This window comes from Streptomyces sp. NPDC001137, from assembly GCF_040298885.1.
Classification (GTDB): Bacteria; Actinomycetota; Actinomycetes; order Streptomycetales; family Streptomycetaceae; genus Streptomyces.
The window spans coordinates 215,477-236,504 of the sequence record NZ_JBEPBA010000015.1 but is presented as its reverse complement, the minus strand read 5'-3'; the positions used below and the strand labels follow the sequence as shown (position 1 = coordinate 236,504).

The 21,028-nt window shown below is 70.9% G+C and carries 14 protein-coding genes; 5 read left to right on the top strand and 9 right to left on the bottom strand.

Going from position 1 to position 21,028, the window contains the following annotated elements:
- A partial coding sequence (locus ABT254_RS28345; RefSeq protein ID WP_351475787.1) for a maltotransferase domain-containing protein occupies positions 1-677 on the bottom strand: 677 nt, incomplete at its 3' end.
- A 216-nt stretch (positions 678-893) separates the two neighbouring features.
- On the bottom strand, positions 894-2,096 hold the full coding sequence (locus ABT254_RS28340; RefSeq protein WP_351475784.1) for a S8 family peptidase: 1,203 nt from the start codon (positions 2,094-2,096) through the stop codon (positions 894-896).
- 260 nt (positions 2,097-2,356) lie between these two features.
- Between ABT254_RS28340 and ABT254_RS28335 the strand changes: the two genes are divergently transcribed.
- Entirely contained in the window at positions 2,357-4,975 is a 2,619-nt protein-coding gene (locus tag ABT254_RS28335) for a glycosyltransferase family 1 protein (protein WP_351475781.1), read from the top strand.
- 182 nt (positions 4,976-5,157) lie between these two features.
- Here ABT254_RS28335 and ABT254_RS28330 read toward each other — a convergent pair whose 3' ends face one another.
- The 7 genes from ABT254_RS28330 to ABT254_RS28300 form a co-directional block, all read right to left on the bottom strand.
- Positions 5,158-5,676 (bottom strand): DUF1990 domain-containing protein, encoded by a 519-nt coding sequence (locus ABT254_RS28330; protein ID WP_351475778.1) that lies wholly within the window; start codon positions 5,674-5,676, stop codon positions 5,158-5,160.
- A 69-nt stretch (positions 5,677-5,745) separates the two neighbouring features.
- Complete coding sequence (locus tag ABT254_RS28325) at positions 5,746-7,410, bottom strand: M4 family metallopeptidase (protein WP_351475775.1); 1,665 nt, start codon at positions 7,408-7,410, stop codon at positions 5,746-5,748.
- A 236-nt stretch (positions 7,411-7,646) separates the two neighbouring features.
- A complete protein-coding gene (locus ABT254_RS28320) occupies positions 7,647-9,668 on the bottom strand; it encodes a M4 family metallopeptidase (RefSeq protein WP_351475772.1) in 2,022 nt (673 codons plus the stop codon).
- 243 nt (positions 9,669-9,911) lie between these two features.
- Positions 9,912-11,666, bottom strand: coding sequence for an ABC transporter ATP-binding protein (locus ABT254_RS28315; protein ID WP_351475770.1), 1,755 nt, complete (start codon positions 11,664-11,666; stop codon positions 9,912-9,914).
- The gene (locus ABT254_RS28310) at positions 11,663-13,441 is read right to left on the bottom strand and encodes an ABC transporter transmembrane domain-containing protein (protein WP_351475767.1); all 1,779 of its coding nucleotides are present in this window, start codon (positions 13,439-13,441) and stop codon (positions 11,663-11,665) included. Before ABT254_RS28310 ends, ABT254_RS28315 begins: the two co-directional genes overlap by 4 nt.
- A 32-nt stretch (positions 13,442-13,473) precedes the next feature.
- Entirely contained in the window at positions 13,474-15,333 is a 1,860-nt protein-coding gene (locus ABT254_RS28305) for an ABC transporter ATP-binding protein (RefSeq protein ID WP_351475764.1), read from the bottom strand.
- Positions 15,330-17,225 (bottom strand): ABC transporter ATP-binding protein, encoded by a 1,896-nt coding sequence (locus ABT254_RS28300; RefSeq protein ID WP_351475761.1) that lies wholly within the window; start codon positions 17,223-17,225, stop codon positions 15,330-15,332. The genes ABT254_RS28305 and ABT254_RS28300 overlap by 4 nt, the downstream gene beginning before the upstream one ends.
- Positions 17,226-17,430: 205 nt before the next feature.
- Between ABT254_RS28300 and ABT254_RS28295 the strand changes: the two genes are divergently transcribed.
- Genes ABT254_RS28295 through ABT254_RS28280 form a run of 4 tightly spaced genes read left to right on the top strand, consistent with a single transcriptional unit; the run spans position 17,431 to position 21,028 of the window.
- Positions 17,431-18,357, top strand: coding sequence for an ABC transporter ATP-binding protein (locus ABT254_RS28295; protein WP_351475758.1), 927 nt, complete (start codon positions 17,431-17,433; stop codon positions 18,355-18,357).
- The gene (locus ABT254_RS28290; RefSeq protein WP_351475755.1) at positions 18,354-19,088 is read left to right on the top strand and encodes an ABC transporter permease; all 735 of its coding nucleotides are present in this window, start codon (positions 18,354-18,356) and stop codon (positions 19,086-19,088) included. The genes ABT254_RS28295 and ABT254_RS28290 overlap by 4 nt, the downstream gene beginning before the upstream one ends.
- 25 nt (positions 19,089-19,113) lie before the next feature.
- On the top strand, positions 19,114-20,382 hold the full coding sequence (locus ABT254_RS28285) for a sensor histidine kinase (RefSeq protein WP_351475752.1): 1,269 nt from the start codon (positions 19,114-19,116) through the stop codon (positions 20,380-20,382).
- Positions 20,372-21,028, top strand: a complete 657-nt coding sequence (locus ABT254_RS28280; protein ID WP_351475749.1) for a response regulator — start codon at positions 20,372-20,374, stop codon at positions 21,026-21,028. Before ABT254_RS28285 ends, ABT254_RS28280 begins: the two co-directional genes overlap by 11 nt.

The following is a 21,028-nucleotide window of genomic DNA, read 5'->3' as shown; positions in this document are numbered from 1 at the left end:
ACCAGCAGCGGCAGGCTCTGCGAGGCGGTGACGAACTCCCGCAGCGGATGCCGGGCCAGCACCGCGTCCACCTCCGGCGTCAACGCCGCCGCCAGGCGCGAGGCGGCCGGGCGGGCCTCGTCCCGCAGGGCGGCGACGGCGGTGAGGAGCACATCGCGCCCGCCGTCGGGGGCGCCGGCGGCCGCGCGCTCGTACAGTCGCGCGCCCTCCTCCAGGACCAGGTCCGTGTCCATGCCCGCCGGGATCTTGATGTGGGCATGGTGGCGCCAGGTGGTGATCGGGTCACCCCAGGCTTCCACCGTGTAGGTCCAGTGGCCCGGTTCGCCGGCGGTGACGGTGGCGCCCCAGCGGTCGGTGCCGGGGGCCAGTTCCCGCATCGGTGTCCAGGGGCCGGGACGGCCTTCCGGATCCGTCAGGACGACGTTTGCGGCGACCGCGTCATGGCCCTCCCGGAACACGGTGGCCGAGATCTCGAACGACTCGCCGGTCACGGCCTTGGCCGGCTTTCGCCCCTGCAGGACCACCGGGCGGACGTCGAGGACGGGTATGCGCCCGATGACCGCGGCGTCGCCCGCGGAGGGTGGCTGCGGGGCCGGTGGTCCGGCGTCGGCGGGGCGCACGGGGCGTGCTTCGGTGCTGGTCGTCGGGGGTGCTGACGAGTGGTGCGTGGCGGGCATGACCGCTCCTGTCCGCGTCAACGTGGGTGGGCGGATGGCTGTGGGGAGGTGGGTCCTGCGGGTGTTTCCCGTGAACTGCCTGTGTGGTGTACCGGAGGAGCCTTCCCACCCTATTCGGGTACGCAATCCGGCACTTTGTTAACTACTCACGCGTATGTCTACACACAAGACCGGTCCCGTTCGTGAACGAACGGGACCGGTCCGTGGACTGTGTGACTAAGAAGACGGCACCTGCAGAAGTTCGTCCGGTGAGCCGAGCCCGCGGCCGGAGACCTTCCCGGACACCGCCAGCTTCACGAGTGCCTTGGAGACCTGGGCCGGAGTCGCCTTCGGACGGTCGGCCAGGTACAGCGCGGCCGTGCCCGTGACGTGCGGCGTCGCCATCGATGTACCGGAGAAGGTCGCCTTCCCGGTGTCGCTCGCGAAGGAGTCCGAGGTGATCGACACCCCGGGGGCGAACAGATCCACGGCCGAGCCGAAATTGGAGAAGCTCGCCCGAGCGTCCGCCTTGTCGGTCGCGCCGACCGTGAGGGCCTCCCTCACGTCCGCCGGGGAGTAGAGGGCGGCCGGCAGGCCGTCGTTCCCGGCGGCAACCGCGTACGTGACGCCCGACGCGATGGAACTGCGTACGGCGGCGTCCAGCTGGGCGTTGTATGAGCCACCCAGGCTGAGGTTGGCGACCGCCGGTTTCCTCGCATGCTTGGTCACCCAGTCGATGCCCGCGATGACCTGCGAGGTCGTACCGGAGCCGTCGTTGTCCAGGACGCGGACGGCGACCACCTTGGCCTGTTTGGCCACGCCGTACTTGCTGCCGGCGATGGTGCCCGCGACATGGGTGCCGTGTCCGTTGCCGTCGGACGCCGTCCTGTCGTTTCCGACGAAGTCCCAGCCGTAGCTCGCCCGGCCGCCGAAGTCCTTGTGCGTGATGCGGATGCCGGTGTCGATCACATAGGCGGTCACGCCGGCCCCCGCGGAATCGGGCCAGGTGTAGCCGTTGTCCAGCGGCAGGCTCGGCTGGTCGATCCGGTCCAGGCCCCAGGACGGCGGGTTCTTCTGGATGTGGTCGAGGGACACGCGCGTGTCCTGGACGACCGAAGCGACCTGGGAGTCGGCCGCGAGCCGCTTGGCCTGTCTCTCGTCGGCCTTGATGGCGTAGCCGTTGAGGACCGAGCCGTAGGTGTGGCTTATTTTTGCCCCGTATTTCTCGGCGATGCCTTTTCCGGTCGCCGACGGAGCCTTCGTTCCCCCCTTGAGTGTCACCAGATAACTTCCACTGACGGAGCCGGGCTCACCGGCGCCGACTATCTGACCCTCCGGTGCGGCGTGCGCGGGCAGGGTGACGGCCGAGAGCGCGGCGGCGCAGGCCACCGCGGTCAGAGCCCCTGTCCAGCGCAGACGCCGTGTTCGCGTCCGTGCCATGGTCCGAGTTCCCCTCCATTGACTCCACTTGGCAGCCTCTCGTGCGGTGTAGAAGGCCCACAAGAGGGCCTACGGGGCGGAATCGGCCATGTCCGCCATGGCGGATGCGTGAAGGTTGCGGCGCTTTCCGGACGGCGTAGGAGTGTGGCCTGCTCTTGGACGTGGCGTGGTTGCGGAGCCCTCCGCACGGATACCGTCGTGGTTGACGACGAGGCGCACAGCGTTGTGCGTCCGCACAGCGACACGCGTCGAGGTGGAAAGTGAAGGCGATCCGTCGATTCACCGTCCGACCCGTTCTCCCCGAACCCCTGCGGCCGCTCAGCGATCTGGCCCGCAATCTGCGCTGGTCCTGGCATGCGGAGACCCGCGACCTGTTCCAGTCCGTCGACCCCGAGCGCTGGGCCGCCTCGGACGGCGATCCCGTACGGCTCCTGGGCAGCGTGTCGCCGGCGCGGCTCGCGGAGCTGGCGGGGGACCACCGTTTCCTGCGCCGGCTGGCCGAGGTCTCGGGCGACCTGGACGACTACATGACCGGCGACCGCTGGTACCAGACCCACTCCGGGGAACTTCCCGCCGCCATCGCCTACTTCTCGCCCGAGTTCGGCATCACGGCCGCCCTGCCCCAGTACTCCGGCGGCCTCGGCATCCTGGCGGGCGACCATCTGAAGGCGGCCAGCGATCTCGGCGTCCCCCTGGTCGGCGTGGGCCTGCTCTACCGGCACGGGTACTTCCGCCAGTCGCTGTCCCGGGACGGCTGGCAGCAGGAGCACTACCCGGTCCTGGACCCCAACGAGCTGCCCGTCGCCCTCCTGGAGGAACCCGGCGGCACCCCCGCCCAGGTCTCCCTCGCCCTGCCCGGCGGCCGGCAGCTGCACGCCCGTATCTGGCTCGCCCAGGTCGGCCGTGTCCCCCTGCTGATGCTCGACTCGGACGTCGAGGACAACAACTTCGGCGAGCGCGGGGTCACCGACCGGCTCTACGGCGGCGGCAGCGAGCACCGGCTGCTGCAGGAGATGCTGCTCGGCATAGGGGGAGTGCGGGCCGTACGGACCTACTGCCGGCTGACCGGCCACCCCGAACCCGAGGTCTTCCACACCAACGAGGGCCACGCCGGCTTCCTGGGCCTGGAGCGGATCGCCGAGCTCTGCGACGGCGGGCTGGACTTCGACTCCGCGCTGGAGGCGGTGCGCGCCGGGACGGTCTTCACCACCCACACCCCGGTCCCCGCCGGCATCGACCGCTTCGACCGCGAGCTGGTCGCCCACCACTTCGGCCCCGAGGCCGAACTCCCGCGCATCGACGTCGAACGCATCCTGCGCCTGGGCATGGAGACCTATCCCGGCGGCGAACCGAACCTCTTCAACATGGCCGTGATGGGCCTGCGCCTCGGCCAGCGCGCCAACGGTGTCTCCCTGCTGCACGGTCAGGTCAGCCGCGAGATGTTCTCCGGACTGTGGCCGGGATTCGACCCCGACGAGGTGCCGATCACCTCCGTGACCAACGGGGTGCACGCCCCCACCTGGGTCGCCCCCGAGGTGTTCCGGCTCGGCGCCCGGCAGATCGGCGCCCAGCGCACCGAGGACGCGCTGACCGTCGGCGGCTCGGACCGCTGGGACGCCGTGGGCGACATCCCCGACCAGGACATCTGGGAACTCAGGCGCAACCTCCGCGAGCAACTGGTGGACGAGGTACGGGTGCGGCTGCGCGCCTCCTGGCGCCAACGCGGCGCGGGAACAGCCGAGTTGGGGTGGATCGACGGGGTCCTGGACCCGGACGTCCTCACCATCGGCTTCGCGCGCCGCGTCCCGTCGTACAAGCGCCTGACCCTGATGCTGCGCGACCGCGACCGCCTCATGGACCTGCTCCTGCACCCGGAGCGCCCGATCCAGATCGTGGTCGCGGGCAAGGCCCACCCGGCGGACGACGGCGGAAAGCGTCTGGTCCAGGAGCTGGTCCGGTTCGCCGACGACCCACGGGTCCGCCACCGCATCGTGTTCCTCCCCGACTACGGCATGGCGATGGCGCAGAAGCTCTACCCGGGCTGCGACATCTGGCTCAACAACCCGCTGCGCCCCCTGGAGGCCTGCGGCACGTCCGGCATGAAGGCGGCGCTGAACGGCTGCCTCAACCTCTCCGTCCTGGACGGCTGGTGGGACGAGTGGTTCCAGCCCGACTTCGGCTGGGCCATCCCCACGGCCGACGGCGCGGGCACCGACCCCGACCACCGCGACGCCATAGAGGCAGAAGCGCTCTACGACCTGCTGGAACAGCGCGTGGCCCCCCGCTTCTACGAACGAGGACAGCACGGCCTGCCCGACCGTTGGATCGAGATGGTCCGCCAGACCCTGACCCTGCTCGGCCCGAAGGTGCTGGCCGGCCGCATGGTCCGCGAGTACGTCGAGCGGCTCTACGCCCCGGCCGCCCACGCGCACCGCGCCATGGATCCCGACTCCGCCCGCGAACTCGCCGTCTGGAAGGAAAGGGTGCGGGCCGCCTGGCACGGCGTCACCGTCGACCACGTGGAGACCTCCGCCGCCATGGCCACCGCGGAACTCGGCAGCACGCTCGGACTACGGGTGCACGTGGGCCTCGGCGAGCTCGGCCCCGACGACGTGGAGGTCCAGGTCGTCTCGGGCCGCGTCGACCCCGAGGACCGCATCGCGGACGCGACGACCGTCCCCCTCAAACCGGCGGGCGGCCCCGACCCGGAGGGCAGGTGGGTGTACGAGGGGCCGCTCTCCCTCGACCGCACCGGCCCCTACGGCTACACGGTCCGCATCCTGCCGGCCCATCGACTCCTGGCGTCCGCTGTGGAACTGGGTCTGGTGGCGGTGCCTTCGGAGGAGACGGGGGAGGGGGCGGGGGTACTGATGCGGTGAGCGCCCAGCCCTGACGGGCACTCTCAGGCCGGGCGGGCACTCCTCAGCCCGTCCGGCGTCCAGGTGTCTCCGTCGGCTCAGGCATTTCCAGCCCGTCCGGCGTTTGAGGACGAGGCCGTTCAGGCCGAAAGGCGGGGGTCTGGGGGCGGCAGCCCCCAGTCAACGGCGCCCCCAACCCCCGCTCACCCCTCGGAGAGCGCCGCGCACAACCCCCGCAAAACCTTCCCGCACCGCCGCGCATAAGCGTTCTGCAGACCCCGCGTCGCCGGCCCGCCCGCCCGGGCGAACCACTTCGCGGGCCTGCTGAACGCGGACACCGTCAGCCACACCGTGCCGTCGCCGGTGCGCTCCACGAGGAAGAGCTCCTCGCCGCACTCCGGGTGGCCGGTCAGCGTGCCGTACGCCCAGCCCGCGCGGCGGCGTTCGTCCACCGTGTAGACGATGCGGCACGGCGCCTTGATCACACCGGCGAGGGTGACGGTGACGTCGACGTCCGGTGCGGCGCGCTCCGCGCTCGCGTCGATGCCCACGCCCAGTTCCCGGTGCATCTCCCAGGTGAGGACCGCCTCGGCCGCTCGGCGGAAGCAGGGTTCGCCCTCTCCGATGCGCGTGCGCACATGCATGGGGCGGAAGCCCGGCGGGCAGAAATCGACGCGGCCGGTGCCGCCGACGTCGTCGTAGGTGAAGTCCTCCAGGCGCATGGGACACAAGAGTAGGGCGGCACCCGGGAATGCCTTCGTCCCGGGTACCGCCCGCCAACCCCCCTCGGGTCAGCTCACATTGACCGCGGACCAGGCCGCGGCGACCGCCTTGTACTCGGTGCTGCTGGATCCGTACAGGCTCGCCGCCGCCGCCAGCGTGCCCGTGCGGGCCGCCTTGTAGTTGGTGGTCGAGGTGAACTGCTCGGTCAGCGCCTTGTACCAGATCTGCAGCGCCTTGTCCCGGCCGATGCCCGTGACCGTGGAGCCGTTGGACGTCGGCGAGTTGTAGCTGACGCCGTTGATCGTCTTCGAACCGCTGCCCTCGGCCAGCAGGTAGAAGAAGTGGTTCGCGACACCCGACGAGTAGTGGACGTCCAGGTTGCCGACGGAGGAGGACCAGGAGTCCGCCGAGCCGCCGTCCTTGCTGGGCTTGTCGAAGTAGCGCAGCGGGGTGCCGTCGCCGTTGATGTCGATCTTCTCGCCGATGAGGTAGTCACCCTTGTCGGACGAGTTGTTGGCGTAGAACTCGACGCCGACGCCGCCGAGGATGTCGGAGGTCGCCTCGTTGAGACCGCCGGACTCGCCGCTGTAGTTGAGGCCCGCGGTGTTGGCGGTGACGCCGTGGGTCATCTCGTGGCCGGCCACGTCGATCGAGGTCAGCGGGTCCGTGTTGTTGTCACCGTCGCCGTACGTCATGCAGAAGCAGTCGTCGTCCCAGAACGCGTTGACGTACGAGCTTCCGTAGTGGACGCGGGAGTAGGCGGCCACGCCGTCGTTCTTGATGCCGCTGCGGCCGAAGGTGCTCTTGTAGTAGTCCCAGGTCTCCTGCGCGCCGTAGGCGGCGTCGGCGGCGGCCGTCTGGTCGCTGGAGGAGCTGGAGGCGGTGCCGGTGCCGAAGGTGCTGGACGAGCTGGAGACCAGCGTGCCCTTGCCCGAGGTGGCCCGCTTGAGGTTGTACGTCTTGTGGCTGCCGCGGGAGGCGTCCGTCAGGTTGTACGTGGAGCCCGACTGGGTGACGGTGAGGCTGACCGTGCCCGAGTACAGCGTCCTGCCGGTACCGGTGGCGTTCTCGATGGCCTGGTACTGGAAGAGCTTCTTGCCCGTGGCCGCGTCGGTGATGACGTGCAGCGCGTTCGGGGTGCCGTCGTCCTGGAGGCCGCCGACGACGGTCTCGATGGCGAGGACGGGCTTGCCGGAGCCGGCCCAGATGACCTTGCGGGTCTTGTCGGCCGAGGTCTTGTCCGAACCCGCGGTCCTGGCGGCGGTCAGCGCCTGCTTCTCGGCCTTGGCCGTGGTGATCTGCGGCTTGAGCGAGGCCACCTTGATGGCCGCCTTCGTCGCCTTGACGACGCTCTCGGTCTTGCCGGCCTTCGTCGCGACGACCAGGTCGCCGCCGAGGACGGGCAGGCCCGCGTAGGTGCGCTCGTAGCGGGTGTGGACCGTGCCGTCGGCGTCCTTGACGACGTCCTTGACGACCAGCTTCTCCTTGGTGCCGAGGCCTATCTGCTGCGCCGTGTCGGCGAGGCCGGCCTGGGCCTGCTTGATGAGGGAGACGCGGGTCGCGGCCGACAGCGCCGCGGGGGAGCCGGCCGTGCGGGCAGTGGCCGTGGAGTCCGCCTTGGTCTGGGCGGTGGCCGAACCGGTGGTCAGACCGGTGGTGAGCAGGGCTCCGGCGGCAACGGCGGTTGCGATGGCCAGAGTCGAGCGCTTGTGACGCGCGTAGAGGGGGGTCACACAAGCTCCTTGTGGTGGGGGAGTCCGGCACGGCGTGGGGCGCCCGTCCGGAGTTGCAGTGAAGTTGTGCGGCGGTTGTGGAGAAGAGTGACATCCAGACGCGTACATGTCAGCGGGCCGAAGTGATGTTGGCTGAAAACCGACTGTCCGGTTAACGTTTCAGGGATGTAAACGGGCGCCGCCCCGGGAGTTGCACTCCGGGACGGCGCCCTGTTTCCGATGCCGCCGCGCGCGGTCTACGGGAATGTCACCTTCCAGCTGTTGAGCGTGCCGACGTCCTGTGCGGCCTGGTCCTGAACCTTCAATTTCCAGGTTCCATTGGCTGTTTCGCTCGACGCGTTGACCGTGTACGTCGCCTGGACGTTGTCGGCCGAGTCCGAGGAGGAGAAGTTCTTCAGACGGTACGCGGTGCCCGACGGGCCGAGCAGATCGATCACCAGGTCACCCCGCCAGGTGTGCGTGATGTCGACGCTCACCTGGAGGTTGCTTGGCGCGTTTCCGCTCCTGCCGGAGACGGTGATCGACGAGGTCACGGCCGGCCCGTTGTCCGGGATCGACAGCGGGGTCGTGTTCTCGTACGACGTGCCGGACCCGCCGCCCCCGCCGGAGCGCGAGCCGACCGCGACGGCCGCCCACGCGTCCTGCACGGCCTTGTACTCGGTGGAGGTGGTGCCGTACAGCTCACCGGCGGCCGCGAGCGTGCCGGTGCGGGCGCCCGCGTAGTTGGTGGTGGACGTCCACTTGGTGGTCAGCGCCCGGTACCAGATCGCCAGCGCCTTGTCCCGGCCGATGCCGGTGACCGGAAGGCCGTCCGAGGTGGGCGAGTTGTAGCTGACGCCGTTGATGACCTTGGCGCCGCTGCCCTCGCTCAGCAGGTAGAAGAAGTGGTTGGCGACGCCCGAGGAGTAGTGCACGTCGAGGTTGCCGACGCCGGAGTACCAGCTGTCCTTGGACCCGCCGTCCTTGCTGGGCTTGTCCATGTAGCGCAGCGGGGTGCCGTCGCCGTTGATGTCGATCTTCTCGCCGATGAGGTAGTCACCCTTGTCGGACGAGTTGTTGGCGTAGAACTCGACGCCGACGCCGCCGAGGATGTCGGAGGTCGCCTCGTTGAGGCCGCCCGACTCGCCGCTGTAGTTGAGGCCCGCGGTGTTCGAGGTGACGCCGTGGGTCATCTCGTGGCCCGCCACGTCCAGCGAGGTCAGCGGGTCCGCGTTGCCGGAGCCGTCGCCGTACGTCATGCAGAAGCAGCTGTCGTCCCAGAACGCGTTCACGTACGAGTTGCCGTAGTGGACGCGCGAGTAGGCGCCGACACCGTTGTTCTTGATGCCGCTGCGACCGAAGGTGTTCTTGTAGAAGTCCCAGGTCTCCGCGGCGCCGTAGTGCGCGTCCGCGCCCGCGGTCGCGGCGTTCGACGTGGTGCCGTTGCCCCAGGTGTTGCTGGTCTGCGAGAACAGCGTGCCGGTGCCGGACGTGCCGTGGTTCAGGTTGTACGTCTTGTGGTTGCCGCGGTCGCCGTCGGTCAGGTTGTAGTTCGAGCCCGACTGGGTCGTCGTCAGCGAGACCGTGCCGCTGTACTGCGTGTTGCCGGTGCCGGTCGCGTTCTCGATGCCCTGGTACTCGAAGAGCTTCTTGCCGGTGGTGGCGTCCGTGATGACGTGCAGCTGGTTCGGCGTGCCGTCGTCCTGGAAGCCGCCGATGACCGTCTCGTAGGCGAGGACCGGCTTGCCGCTCGCCGCCCAGATCACCTTGCGGGCGCTGTCGGCGGCCGACTTGGTCCCGCCGAGGGCCTTCGCGCGCTTCACGGCCTGCCGCTCGGCGGTCTCCTTGGTGATGTCCGGGGTGACGTCGGAGACCTTGATGGCGGCGTTCGTCGCCTTGATGACGCCCTTGGTGGCGCCCGACTTGGCGGTGTCGACCACCAGGTCGCCGCCGAGGACCGGCAGGCCGTCGTAGGTGCGCTCGTAGCGGGTGTGCAGGGTGCCGTCGGCGTCCTTGACGACGTCACGGGCGACGAGCTTCTCCTTCGCGCCGAGGCCTATGTCCTTGGCGGTCTGCGCACGCGCGCTGTCGGCGTCGCGTATCAGCTCCGCGCGCTGGGAGGGGGAGAGCTTGACCGCCATGTGCGCCTTGTTCGCGGACGAGGCCTGGGCGGGGGTGGCGGACGCGGCGCCCGACTGGACGGCCGCGGCGAGCAGTGCGGTGACGCCGGCGACGGCGACGATGTGGGAGGTGCGTCTGCGAGAGGAACTGCTTCTCAACACTGACTCCTTCTGCGTGGCCGCGGATTGCGCGGCCAGGGGAGATCCGGACGGTGGGTCGACCGTCCGGGCAGAACTGGGGGTGGAGCTTGTGGGGTTGCTGTGTTGAAGCTGTGGGAAGGGTGGCAGGAGATTTACGCCCTGTCAGGAGCGCGTCACAAAGTTGGCCGGAAATGGTTCGTTGTCCGGTTGTTCATGTTCGGTATCCGAACCAGATGTTTGATCGTGAGCGAAAAGCGCGTCCTACGACGGCTCGCCGTGCCAGGTGTGCCAGAGCGCCGCGTACGCCCCCTCCGCCGCCACGAGCTCTTCGTGCGTGCCGAGTTCGGTGAGCCGCCCGTCCTCCATCACGGCCACCCGGTCCGCGTCGTGGGCGGTGTGCAGACGGTGGGCGATGGCGATGACCGTGCGGCCCTCCAGGACGGCGGCCAGGGCACGCTCGGTGTGGCGCGCCGTCGTCGGGTCGAGGAGCGCGGTGGCCTCGTCGAGGATCAGGGTGTGCGGGTCGGCCAGGACCACCCGGGCGAGGGCGAGCTGCTGGGCCTGGGAGCCGTCGGTGCGGGTGCCGCCGTCTCCGAGCCGGGTGCCCAGTCCGTCCGGCAGTTCGCGCACCCAGTCGTCGGCTCCCACCGCCGTCAGCGCCGCCCACAACTCCTCGTCGACGGCAGCCGGTTCGGCGATCAGCAGGTTGTCGCGGACCGAGCCGAGGAACACATGGTGCTCCTGCGTGACCAGGACGACCTGGCGGCGCAGCTGCTCGGGGCCGAGGCCGACCACGGGCACCCCGCCGACGGTCACCGTCCCCTCGGTGGGCGCGTCGACACCCGCCAGCAGCCTGCTCAGCGTGGTCTTTCCGGCACCCGAGGGGCCCACGACCGCCAGCCGCTCGCCGGGCCGCACGGTCAGGTCGACGCCGTGCAGCACCTCGCCGCCCCGGTCGTAGGCGTACCGCACCCCGGCCACGTCGAAGCGGTCGTCCGCCGGGGCGGGCGCATCGGCCCGTTGTGCGCGGGGCGCCCGGGCCAGGCCCTCCACCCGGGCGAAGGAGGCGCTGCTGTTCTGCAGTTGCTCGACCCGCATCAGGATCTCGTCGAGGGGTCCGCTCAGCCGCTGCAGATACAGGGCCGCCGTCACGACCGCGCCGAGACTCAGCGTGCCGCGCCCGTGCAGCACCCCGCCGACCAGCAGCACCGCGGACACCGGAACCAGGTAGGAGACCTCCACCGCCGGGAAGAACACGGTGCGCAGGAACAGGGTGTACAGCCGGGTGCGCCGGGAGGTCTCCAGCGCCTCCCGGCTCGCCGCGATCCGCCGCCGCTCCAGCCGCAGTGCCTCGACCGTGCGGGCGCCGGACGCGGTCGCCGCGAGGATCTCGGCGACCTCGGAGGTGGCGGCGCCCTCGGCGAGGTAGCCGTCGCGGGCCCGGCGCAGATACCAGCGCAGCGCGCACCAGATGCCCACCAGACCGAGCAGACCGCACCCGCCGAGCAGCGGGTTCAGCCAGAACACCGCCCCGAGCAGGAACAGCGCCTGCACGCTGTTGATGAGCAGTTCGGGCCCGACGTCCCGCAGCGTAGTGCCGACCGTGGCCACGTCGGCCGTCCCGCGTGCCGTCAGATCGCCGGTGCCGGCCCGCTCCACGACCGCCGCGGGCAGCGCGAGCGCCCGGTCGACGAACTCCTCGCGCACGCGGGCCAGCGTCCGCTCCCCGAAGCGGTGTCCCACATACCGGGCCCAGCGGGCGAGTACCAGCTGCGCCAGCGAACAGAGCAGGATCCACAGGGCCAGCCGGTCGACCGCGCCCACGCCGTGTCCGGCCCGCACCTCGTCGATGATCCGGCCGACCAGCCAGGGCCCGGCGAGACCGGCGCCGGCCGCCAGTGCGTTGAGTGCGAGCACGGCGGCGAAGGCGCGGGCGTCGGCCCGTACGAGGCGCACCAGGGCCCGGCGTACGTCCTGCCGTTCGGCGACGGGGAGGTGGCCTGAGTTCGTCGTCATCGGACCGGCTCCTCGGCGTCACGTGCGACCAGGGCGCGGTAGCCCGGCTCGGTGTCCAGGAGTTCGCGGTGGGCTCCGGTGGCCGCCACTTTGCCGTCGACCAGGTAGTGCACGGTGTCCGCCTGGTCCAGGACGAGCGGGGAGGTGGTGGTGACCAGGGTTGTACGGCCCTGCCGTACCGCCCGCAGGCGTTGGGCCACCCGGGCCTCGGTGTGTGCGTCGAGCGCCGACGTCGGCTCTACGGCGAGCAGTACCTCGGGGTCGGCCGCAAGTGCCCTGGCCAGGCGGATGCGTTGTCTTTGGCCGCCGGAGAGGTTGCGGGCCTGGGGGTCGATTGCCGAGGCCAGGCCTTCGGGCAGGCCTTGGACGATGTCGTCCGCGACGGCTGCGTGGATGGCTTTGAGCAGGTGCGCCTCTGAGGGTGCCTCGGCTTGTTCTCGGGCGTCTGCGGGCTCGTTGTGGCTGGTCGCGCAGTTCCTCGCGCCCCTGAGGGGAGTTGTCGCGCCGCCCAGTACATCGCGCAGGGTGCCCGCGAACAGGTCTGCCTCGTGGTCCGCGACCAGGATGTGCTCCCTGATCTGCTTCAACTCGATCTCGTCCAGCGGTATGTCGCCCCAGGTCGCCCTCGACGGCATGTACCGGCCCAGGCGGTCCACGACCGTTGCCGCGTCCGCCGGGCGGGCGCCGGCCAATGCGGTCAGCCGGCCGGGTCGTACCCGTACCCCCGACTCCGGGTCGTGCAGTACCGCCGGCTCGGCAGGGGCGTTGCGGGTGCCGGTGTCGGCCAGGGGTTCCAGTCGCAGGAAGCGTACGACCCGGCGGGCCGAGACCAGGCCGCGGCTGATCTGGTAGCCGCACTCCACCCAGAACGCCACCGGGCCGACCAGGACGGCCACGTAGCCGTACACCGACACCAATTCGCCGATGGTGATGGAGCCTTGGGCCGCGAGGCGGGCCGCCAGCCAGGTGACCACCGCCAGGAACAGGGTGGGCAGTCCGATGCCCAGCGCTTGGACCCAGCTGGTGACCGCGCCGACCCGGTAGCCCTGGCGGCGCAGTCGCTGGGAGTCGTGGTGGAAGGCGGCCGCGAACAAGCCCTTGCCGCCCAGGCCGTTGAGGACGCGCAGACCGCCCGCGAGGTCGGCGATCCGGGCCGTGAGCACGCCCTGCCGGTTGCGGTACTCGGTCTCCGCGCCTTGCAGACGGGCCAGCAGCGGTCCGACGAGGACGACGATCACGGGGATGCCGAGGAGCACGACTGCGGCGATCAAGGGTGAGACCGAGAGGAGAGCGGCCGCGACCGCCAGGTAGGCGACCACCGCCCCCACACCGGGGCCCACCACCGTCAGAGACTGGCTGATCGTCTGGACGTCGCCGACGCCGATGGTCACGACCTCCCCGGCCCCGACCCGGCGCGGCAGCGCGGCGCCCAGCCGGACCGCCTGGCCGACGATCACCTTCACGGTGCGGAAGTTGGCGTCCATCCGCACCCGTGTCATCGTGCGGTGCCGCATGATGCTCAGCCAGGCGTTGAACGTCCCGACCGCGAAGAGCACCGCGGTCCAGCCCGCCAGTGCCGGAAAGTCCCCGGGTTCCAGTCCGTCGTCGATCGCCCGGGAGAGGAGATACGGCGTCGCCGCCAGCAGCACCATCCACACGCTGCCCAGCACCGCCCCGGCGAGCGACCGGCCGGGCTGGCAGCGCACCAGCCACAGCAGATAGCGGGCACCTCCGCGGCGGTCGGGTTCGCCCGGGTCCTCGTACGCGTCGATCATGCTCCCCCGATCCCTGCCGATCCCTGCGATCTCTACGCCAGACTGTCCCGCCACGCCCGGTGCAGATCCGCGAACCGCCCGGTGCCTTCGACGAGTTCGGCCGGGCTGCCGTCCTCCACGATCCTTCCGTGCTCCATGACCAGTACCCGGTCCGCGATCTCGACCGTCGACAGCCGGTGCGCGATGACCACGGCCGTACGTCCGCGCAGGACCGTCAACATCGCCTGTTGCACCGCACGTTCGCCGGGGATGTCGAGCGAGCTGGTCGCCTCGTCGAGGATCAGCACGGCCGGGTCGGCGAGCAGCGCCCGGGCGAAGGCGACGAGCTGGCGCTGGCCCGCGGAGATACGCCCGCCTCGCTTCCGTACGTCCGTGTCGTACCCGTCGGGCAGGGCGCTGATGAACTCGTGCGCACCGATCGCCTTCGCCGCCTGCTCGATCTGCTCGCGGGTCGCGTCCGGGCGGCCGATGGCGATGTTCTCGGCGACCGTGCCGGAGAACAGGAACGCCTCCTGTGTCACCATCACCACCCCGCGCCGCAGCTCGGGCACGGCGAGGTCGCGCAGGTCGACGCCGTCCAGCAGGACCCGCCCGGTGGAGGGGTCGTAGAAGCGGGCCAGCAGCTTGGCGAGGGTCGACTTGCCGGCGCCCGTCGAGCCGACGACCGCGACGGTCTGCCCGGCGGGGATCGTCAGATCGAAGGCCGGCAGGACCTCGCCGCCGGTGCGGTAGCCGAAACTGACGCCGTCGAAGACGACCTCGCGGCCCGGGTGTTCGCTCTCGAGCACCGGAAGTTCCACGGGGTTCGACGGCTCGGGCACGGACGGTGTCTGCGCGAGCAGCCCGGCGATCTTCTCCAGGGAGGCCGCCGCCGACTGGTACGAGTTCAGGAACATGCCGAGGCGGTCGATCGGGTCGTAGAGGCGGCGCAGATACAGGACCGCGGCCGCCAGGACACCCAGCTCCAGCGAGCCGCCCGCCACGCGGTAGGCGCCCCACAGCACGATCGCCGCGACGGCCGTGTTGGCGACCAGCCGGGAGCCGACGACATAGCGCGCCATCTCCAGCATGGCGTCGCCGTTGATCCGTTCGTGCCGCCGGTTCAGCGCCAGGAAGTCGGCGTCGTTGGCGGCCTCCCGGCGGAACGCGCGCACCGGCCGGATGCCGTTCATGGTCTCGACGAACTTGACGATGACGGCCGCGGTGGCGGTGGACCGCAACCGGTACACCCGTACCGCGCGCCGCTGGTAGACCCGTACCAGCAGGTACAGCGGTACGAAGGACGCCACCGCGACCGCGCCGAGCCCGAGGTCCAGCCAGAGCAGCATGGCCGAGATGTAGACGAAGGACAGGATGACCGTGATGAGCTCCTGCAAGCCCTCGTTGAGCAGCTCCCGCAGCGACTCCACGTCCGCCGTGGAGCGGGAGATCAGACGTCCGCTCGTGTAGCGCTCGTGGAAGTCGATGCTCAGCGCCTGCGCGTGCCGGAAGATACGGCCGCGCAGATCGAGCAGTGCGTCCTGGTTCACCCGGGCGGAGGCGATGATGAACGCGTACTGGAGCCCGCCGGAGACGAGTGCGCACAGCAGATAGCCCGCGGCCACCGCGATCAGCGGGCCGTGGTCGTGGTCCCGGAACGCCGGTACGGCCCTGTCGATCGCGTACGCCACCAGCAGCGGGCCCGCCTGCACCGCCGCCTGCTGGAGCAGCAGCAGGAGCGTGGTGACGGCGACGCGCGCCTTCATGGGGGCGAGCAGGGAGCGCAGCAGCCCGGCGGTGGCGCCCGGCGGGGTGGGCAGGACGTCCCGGTCGAAGGGGTCGCCGGCAGACTTGGGGCGGGGGAGGTCCGGCTCGTCGTCCGCCGTGGGGACGGAGGTGGTGGGGGCCGTCATCGCTCGTCCTCCGCTTCTGAGGTCCCGGACATCAGATGGGCGTACTCGGCGTTCGTGCGCAGCAGTTCGTGATGCGTGCCGACGGCGGTGATGCGGCCGCCGGAGAGCAGCGCGACCCGGTCGGCGAGCAGGACGGTGGACGGGCGGTGCGCCACGATGAGCGCCGTGGTGTCCGCGAGGACGTCCCGCAGGGCGGCCTCGACTGCCGCCTCGGTGTGCACGTCCAGGGCGGACAGCGGGTCGTCCAGGACGAGGAACCTGGGTCTGCCCACGACGGCCCGCGCCAGCGCCAGCCGCTGCCGCTGTCCGCCGGAGAGGCTGAGGCCCTGCTCGCCGACCTGGGTGTCGGTCCCCTGCGGCAGCGCATGCGCGAACTCGGCCTGCGCTACGGCGAGGGCGCGGTTCAGCTCGGCGTCGCCCGCACCGTCCTGGGCACCCATGAGCACGTTGTCCCCGACGGTCGCGGAGAAGAGGGTGGGTTCCTCGAAGGCGACGGCGACCCTGGAGCGCAGCTCCTCGCGGGACATGGCGGTGATGTCCTCGCCGTCGAGCGTGATGCGACCGGACGTCACCTCGTGGAGGCGGGGGACGAGTGCGGTCAGCGTCGTCTTGCCGCTACCGGTGGCGCCCACCAGTGCCATGGACTCGCCGGGGCGGATGTGGAGATCGATGCGGTCGAGGACGGGCGGGGAGTCGGCGGGGGCGTCCGGGTAACGGAACATGACGCCGTCGAACCGAAGCCCGCTGCCCAGCGCAGCTGCGGGCGGTCGGCGCCGCACATCTGCCGTAGCTGCGGGCAGTCGTGCCGCTAGGGCGGCACGGGTGGGCGCAGCGGCACCTCGCACCGCCGAGTCGCGCACCCCACCCCCGGCCACCGCACCCTCCGGTACCTCGTCCATAACCTCGAAGTACCGCTCCGTAGCAGTAGCCGCCTCCTGGCTCATAGCCAGCAGAAACCCGATGGAATCCACCGGCCACCGCAGAGCAAGCGCCGTCGACAGAAACGCCACCAACGTCCCCGCGGACAGCGACCCGTCCGCAACCTGCACGACCCCCAGCACCAGCGCCGCCCCGATGGCCACCTCCGGCAGCGTCACGATGACACCCCAGATCGTGGCGAGCAGCCGAGCCTTCCGCAGCTCCGTCCCCCGCAGCGTCCGCGTCAGCTCCCGGAAGGCCCGCGCCTGGCTGCGGTGGCGCCCGAACCCCTTGATGATCCGGATGCCGAGCACGCTCTCCTCGACGACGGTCGTCAGATCGCCGACCTGGTCCTGCGCGAGCCGCGCCACATCGGCGTACCGCTTCTCGAAGATCACGCAGGTGACCATCACGGGGACGGCCGGCCCCAGGATCACCAGCCCGAGCGTCCAGTCCTGCAGCAGCATGATCACCACACCGACGAGGATCGTCACCCCGTTGACCAGCAGGAACGTCATCGGGAAGGCGAGGAACATGCGCAGCAGCATCAGGTCCGTCGTGCCGCGCGAGAGCAACTGGCCCGAGGCCCAGCGGTCGTGGAAGGCGACCGGCAGCCGCTGCAGATGCCGGTACAGATCGCCCCGCATCCCCGCCTCGACGCCCGCGAGCGGCCGCGCCACCAGCCACCGCCGCAGCCCGAACAGCAGCGCCTCCCCGAGCCCGAGGAGCAGCAGGTACAGCGCCCCGAGCCACACGCCCGCGGGGTCCCGGTCGGCGACCGGCCCGTCCACCATCCACTTCAGTACGAGCGGGATCACGAGGCCCGTACAGGAGGCGAGCACGGCGACGAACGCGGCGGTGAACAGCCGCGCCCGCACGGGCCGTACGTATGGCCACAGGCGCAGCAGTGCGCGTACGGCGGATCGGTCGGTGGTCCTTGCGGGGTCCTTGGTGGTTGCACGTGTCGAGGGCATCGTCTGTGAGCCTACGGATCGGCTCTGACAACGCCCACCGAGTTTTGGCCGGACCCGGGTCGGCCGCTGGTCCTACGACCTGCGCGTTCGAGGGGTCGTACAAGAGATCCGGAGGGGTCGTAGGGCGGTATCCACCGATCGGTTGATGCCGCTTCGAGCGCGACGGCCGATGTGGCGGCGGGGCGCTTCCCGCGAATCTGATGCCATGCCCGTCATCGAAGTCACCGAACTGCGCAAGTCCTACGCCGGCCGGACCGTCGTCGACGGTGTCTCCTTCGCCGTCGAGGAGGGCGAGATCTTCGGGATCCTCGGCCCGAACGGCGCCGGCAAGACCACCACCGTCGAGTGCGTCGAGGGACTGCGGGTCCCCGACGCGGGCCGGGTACGCGTCACCGGCCTCGACCCGATCGCCGACCACGCGCGCGTGGCCCGCGTCCTCGGCGCCCAGCTCCAGCAGAGCGAACTGCAGCCCAAACTCACCGTCCGCGAGGCGCTGGAGCTGTACGCCTCCTTCTACCCGGCCCCGCTCGACTGGGCACCGCTCGCCGAACGCCTCGGACTGGACCAGAAGCTGACCACCCGGTTCGGCAAGCTCTCCGGCGGCCAGAAGCAGCGCCTGTTCATCGCGCTCGCCCTGATCGGCAACCCACGGGTGGTCGTCCTGGACGAGCTGACGACGGGCCTGGACCCGCGGGCCCGCCGGGACACCTGGGCGCTGATCGAGGACGTCCGGGCCAGGGGCGTGACGGTTCTCCTCGTCACCCACTTCATGGAGGAGGCGCAGCGCCTGTGCGACCGGATCGCCGTGATCGACAAGGGCAGGGTGGCCGCACTGGACACCCCGGCCGGCCTCATCCGGCGCTCGGCGGGGTCCACCGTCATCAGCTTCACGCCGTCCGCCCCGCTGGACGACCGTGACCTCGCCGCCCTGCCCGCGCTCGCGTCCGTCGAGCACAAGGACGGCCGCATCACCCTCTCCGGCACGGACGAGACGGTCAACGCCGTCATCACCCTCCTCGCCCGCCACCACGTCACCGCCCACCAGCTGCGTGTCGTGGACGCCACGCTGGACGACGCCTTCCTCGACCTGACGAAGACCGACGACACGCACACCAAGGAGACAGCGGCATGAGCACCGCCGTACTGAGGACCGAGGTCCGCCTCTTCCGCCGGGAACCCGGCGCCATCTTCTGGATCCTGCTCTTCCCGACCCTCCTGCTGGTGATCCTCGGCTCCATCCCCTCCTTCCGCGACCACCAGGCCGACCTCGGCGGTCTGCGCACCATCGACGTCTACGTCCCGGTCGCCGTGCTGCTCGGCATGATCGTCGGCGGCCTTCAGTCGATGCCGCAGACCCTCACCGGCTACCGGGAGCGCGGCATCCTGCGCCGGATGGCCACCACCCCGGTCCGGCCGGGCGCCCTGCTCTCCGCGCAGATGGTGGTGTACGGCGCTGCCGCCCTGATGTCCGCGCTGCTCGCCCTCGCGGTCGGGCGCCTCGCCTTCGCCGTACGACTGCCGAAACAGCCCTTCGGATACGTCCTCGCCCTGCTGCTGGCCGTCCTGGCCGCCCTCGCTCTCGGATCGGTGGTGTCGGCCCTGTCCCGTACGACGAAGATCGCGGGTGCGATCGGTTCGGCCGTCTTCTTCCCGTCGATGTTCTGCGCGGGTGTGTGGCTGCCGACGCAGTCCATGCCGGACCTGATGGCCCGGATCGTCGGGTACACGCCCTTCGGTGCGGCCGCGCAGGCCCTGAACCGGGCGGCGGCCGGGCACTGGCCGGGCTGGGGGCACCTGGGTGTGCTGGCGATGTGGATCCTGCTGCTCACGGGTGCGGCCAGCCGCTGGTTCCGCTGGGAGTAGGCGACCGGCCGTGCACACTGAGGACATGACCGTGGTGGACAGTCAGATAGACCGGCGCTGGGACCAACTGCACACCTGGGGGCCGTACGGGCTGCTCCTCATCGGTCTCGTCCCCGCCCTCGCGACCGCCGACCCGCATGCCTCCCCGGCCAAGTGGTACACCGCCTGGGCCCTGTTCGGCGCCGCGATCGCGCTGCAACTGTCGTGGCACGCCATCCGGGTGCGCCGGCCCGGCCGCGGCCGGACACCGTCCCGCGCCGGGACGGCGTACTACGCCGTCCGCTGGGCCCTCGCCTTCGTCCTCACCTGGATCAACCCGTTCTTCGCGTTCTACGCCGCCGCCGGCTACATGGACGCCGACGAGACCATCCCGGGCAGGGCGTGGCAGCGGCTCGGGCTGCTCGCGAGCGCGGTCACCGTGGCGGGCGCGCAGGCCGGCGGGATGCCGTTCGGGAGCGGAGTGCAGTGGGCCGTCTTCGCCGCGCTGCTGGTCGCCAACTCGGGCCTGCAGATGGTGGTCGCCCATCTCACCGAGCAGGAGATGCAGCGGGCCCGCGAACGCACCGCGACCATCGCCGAACTCGAACGCACCAACGCCGCCCTGCAACAGGCGCTCGACGAGAACGCCGCCCTCCACTCCCAACTCCTCGTCCAGGCACGGGAAGCGGGGGTCGCGGACGAACGGCGGCGGCTCGCGGCCGAGATCCACGACACCATCGCCCAGGGGCTGACCGGGATCATCGCCCAGCTCCAGGTCGTCTCCAACACGCCCGGTCCCGGGCCGGCCCGCGAACACCTGGGACGCGCCATGGACCTGGCCCGGCACAGCCTCGGCGAGGCCCGCCGCTCCGTGCACAACCTGGCCCCGGTGGAGCTGGCGGACGCCGGACTGCCCGAGGCGCTGAAGAAGACGGTCACCGAATGGGGCGAACGGACGGGCGTGCGCGCCGAGTTCACGGTCACCGGCACCGCGGAACAGCTCCACGAGGAGGTCTCGGCCACCCTTCTGCGCATCGCCCAGGAGGCCCTGTCCAACGCGGCCCGCCACGCCCGCGCCTCCCGCCTCGGCGTCACCCTCTCCTTCATGGGCGACGAGGTGATCCTCGACATCCGCGACGACGGCACCGGCTTCGACCTCCTCGCGCTCCCGGCCCGCACCGGCTCCGGCGGCTTCGGCCTCGACGGCATGCGGGCGCGCGCCGAACGCATCGCGGGCTCGCTGACCGTCGAGACGGAACCGGGGCACGGCACGGCGCTGTCGGCTCGCGTACCGTTGGTCCGCCATGACAGCTGATGTGAGCGGCACCCCGCGGATCTCCCTGCTGATCGTCGACGACCATCCTGTCGTACGCGACGGTCTGCGCGGCATGTTCGAGTCGGCCCCCGGATTCGCCGTCCTCGGTGAGGCCTCCAACGGCGTCGAGGCGCTCGAACGGGCCGCGGCCCTCGATCCCGACGTGATCCTCATGGACCTGCGGATGCCGGGCGGCGGCGGAGTGGACGCGATCGCGGAGCTCGCCCGGCGCGGCGCCCGGGCCAAGGTCCTGGTCCTGACGACGTACGACACGGACTCGGACACCCTGCCCGCGATCGAGGCGGGCGCGACCGGCTATCTGCTCAAGGACGCCCCGCGCGACGAGCTCTTCACCGCCGTCCGGGCGGCGGCGGAGGGCCGCACCGTGCTGTCCCCCGCCGTCGCCTCCCGTCTGGTCTCCGCTGTCCGTACGCCCAGGCCGCCCGGGAACGAGCCCCTCTCCGCCCGCGAGCGCGAGGTCCTCGCCCTGGTCGCCAAGGGCACCTCCAACCGCGAGATCGCCCGCGAACTGTTCATCAGCGAGGCGACCGTGAAGACCCATCTCACCCATCTGTACGGCAAGTTGGGCGTCAACGACCGAGCGGCGGCGGTGGCGACGGCGTACGAGCGGGGGATCCTCGGCTAG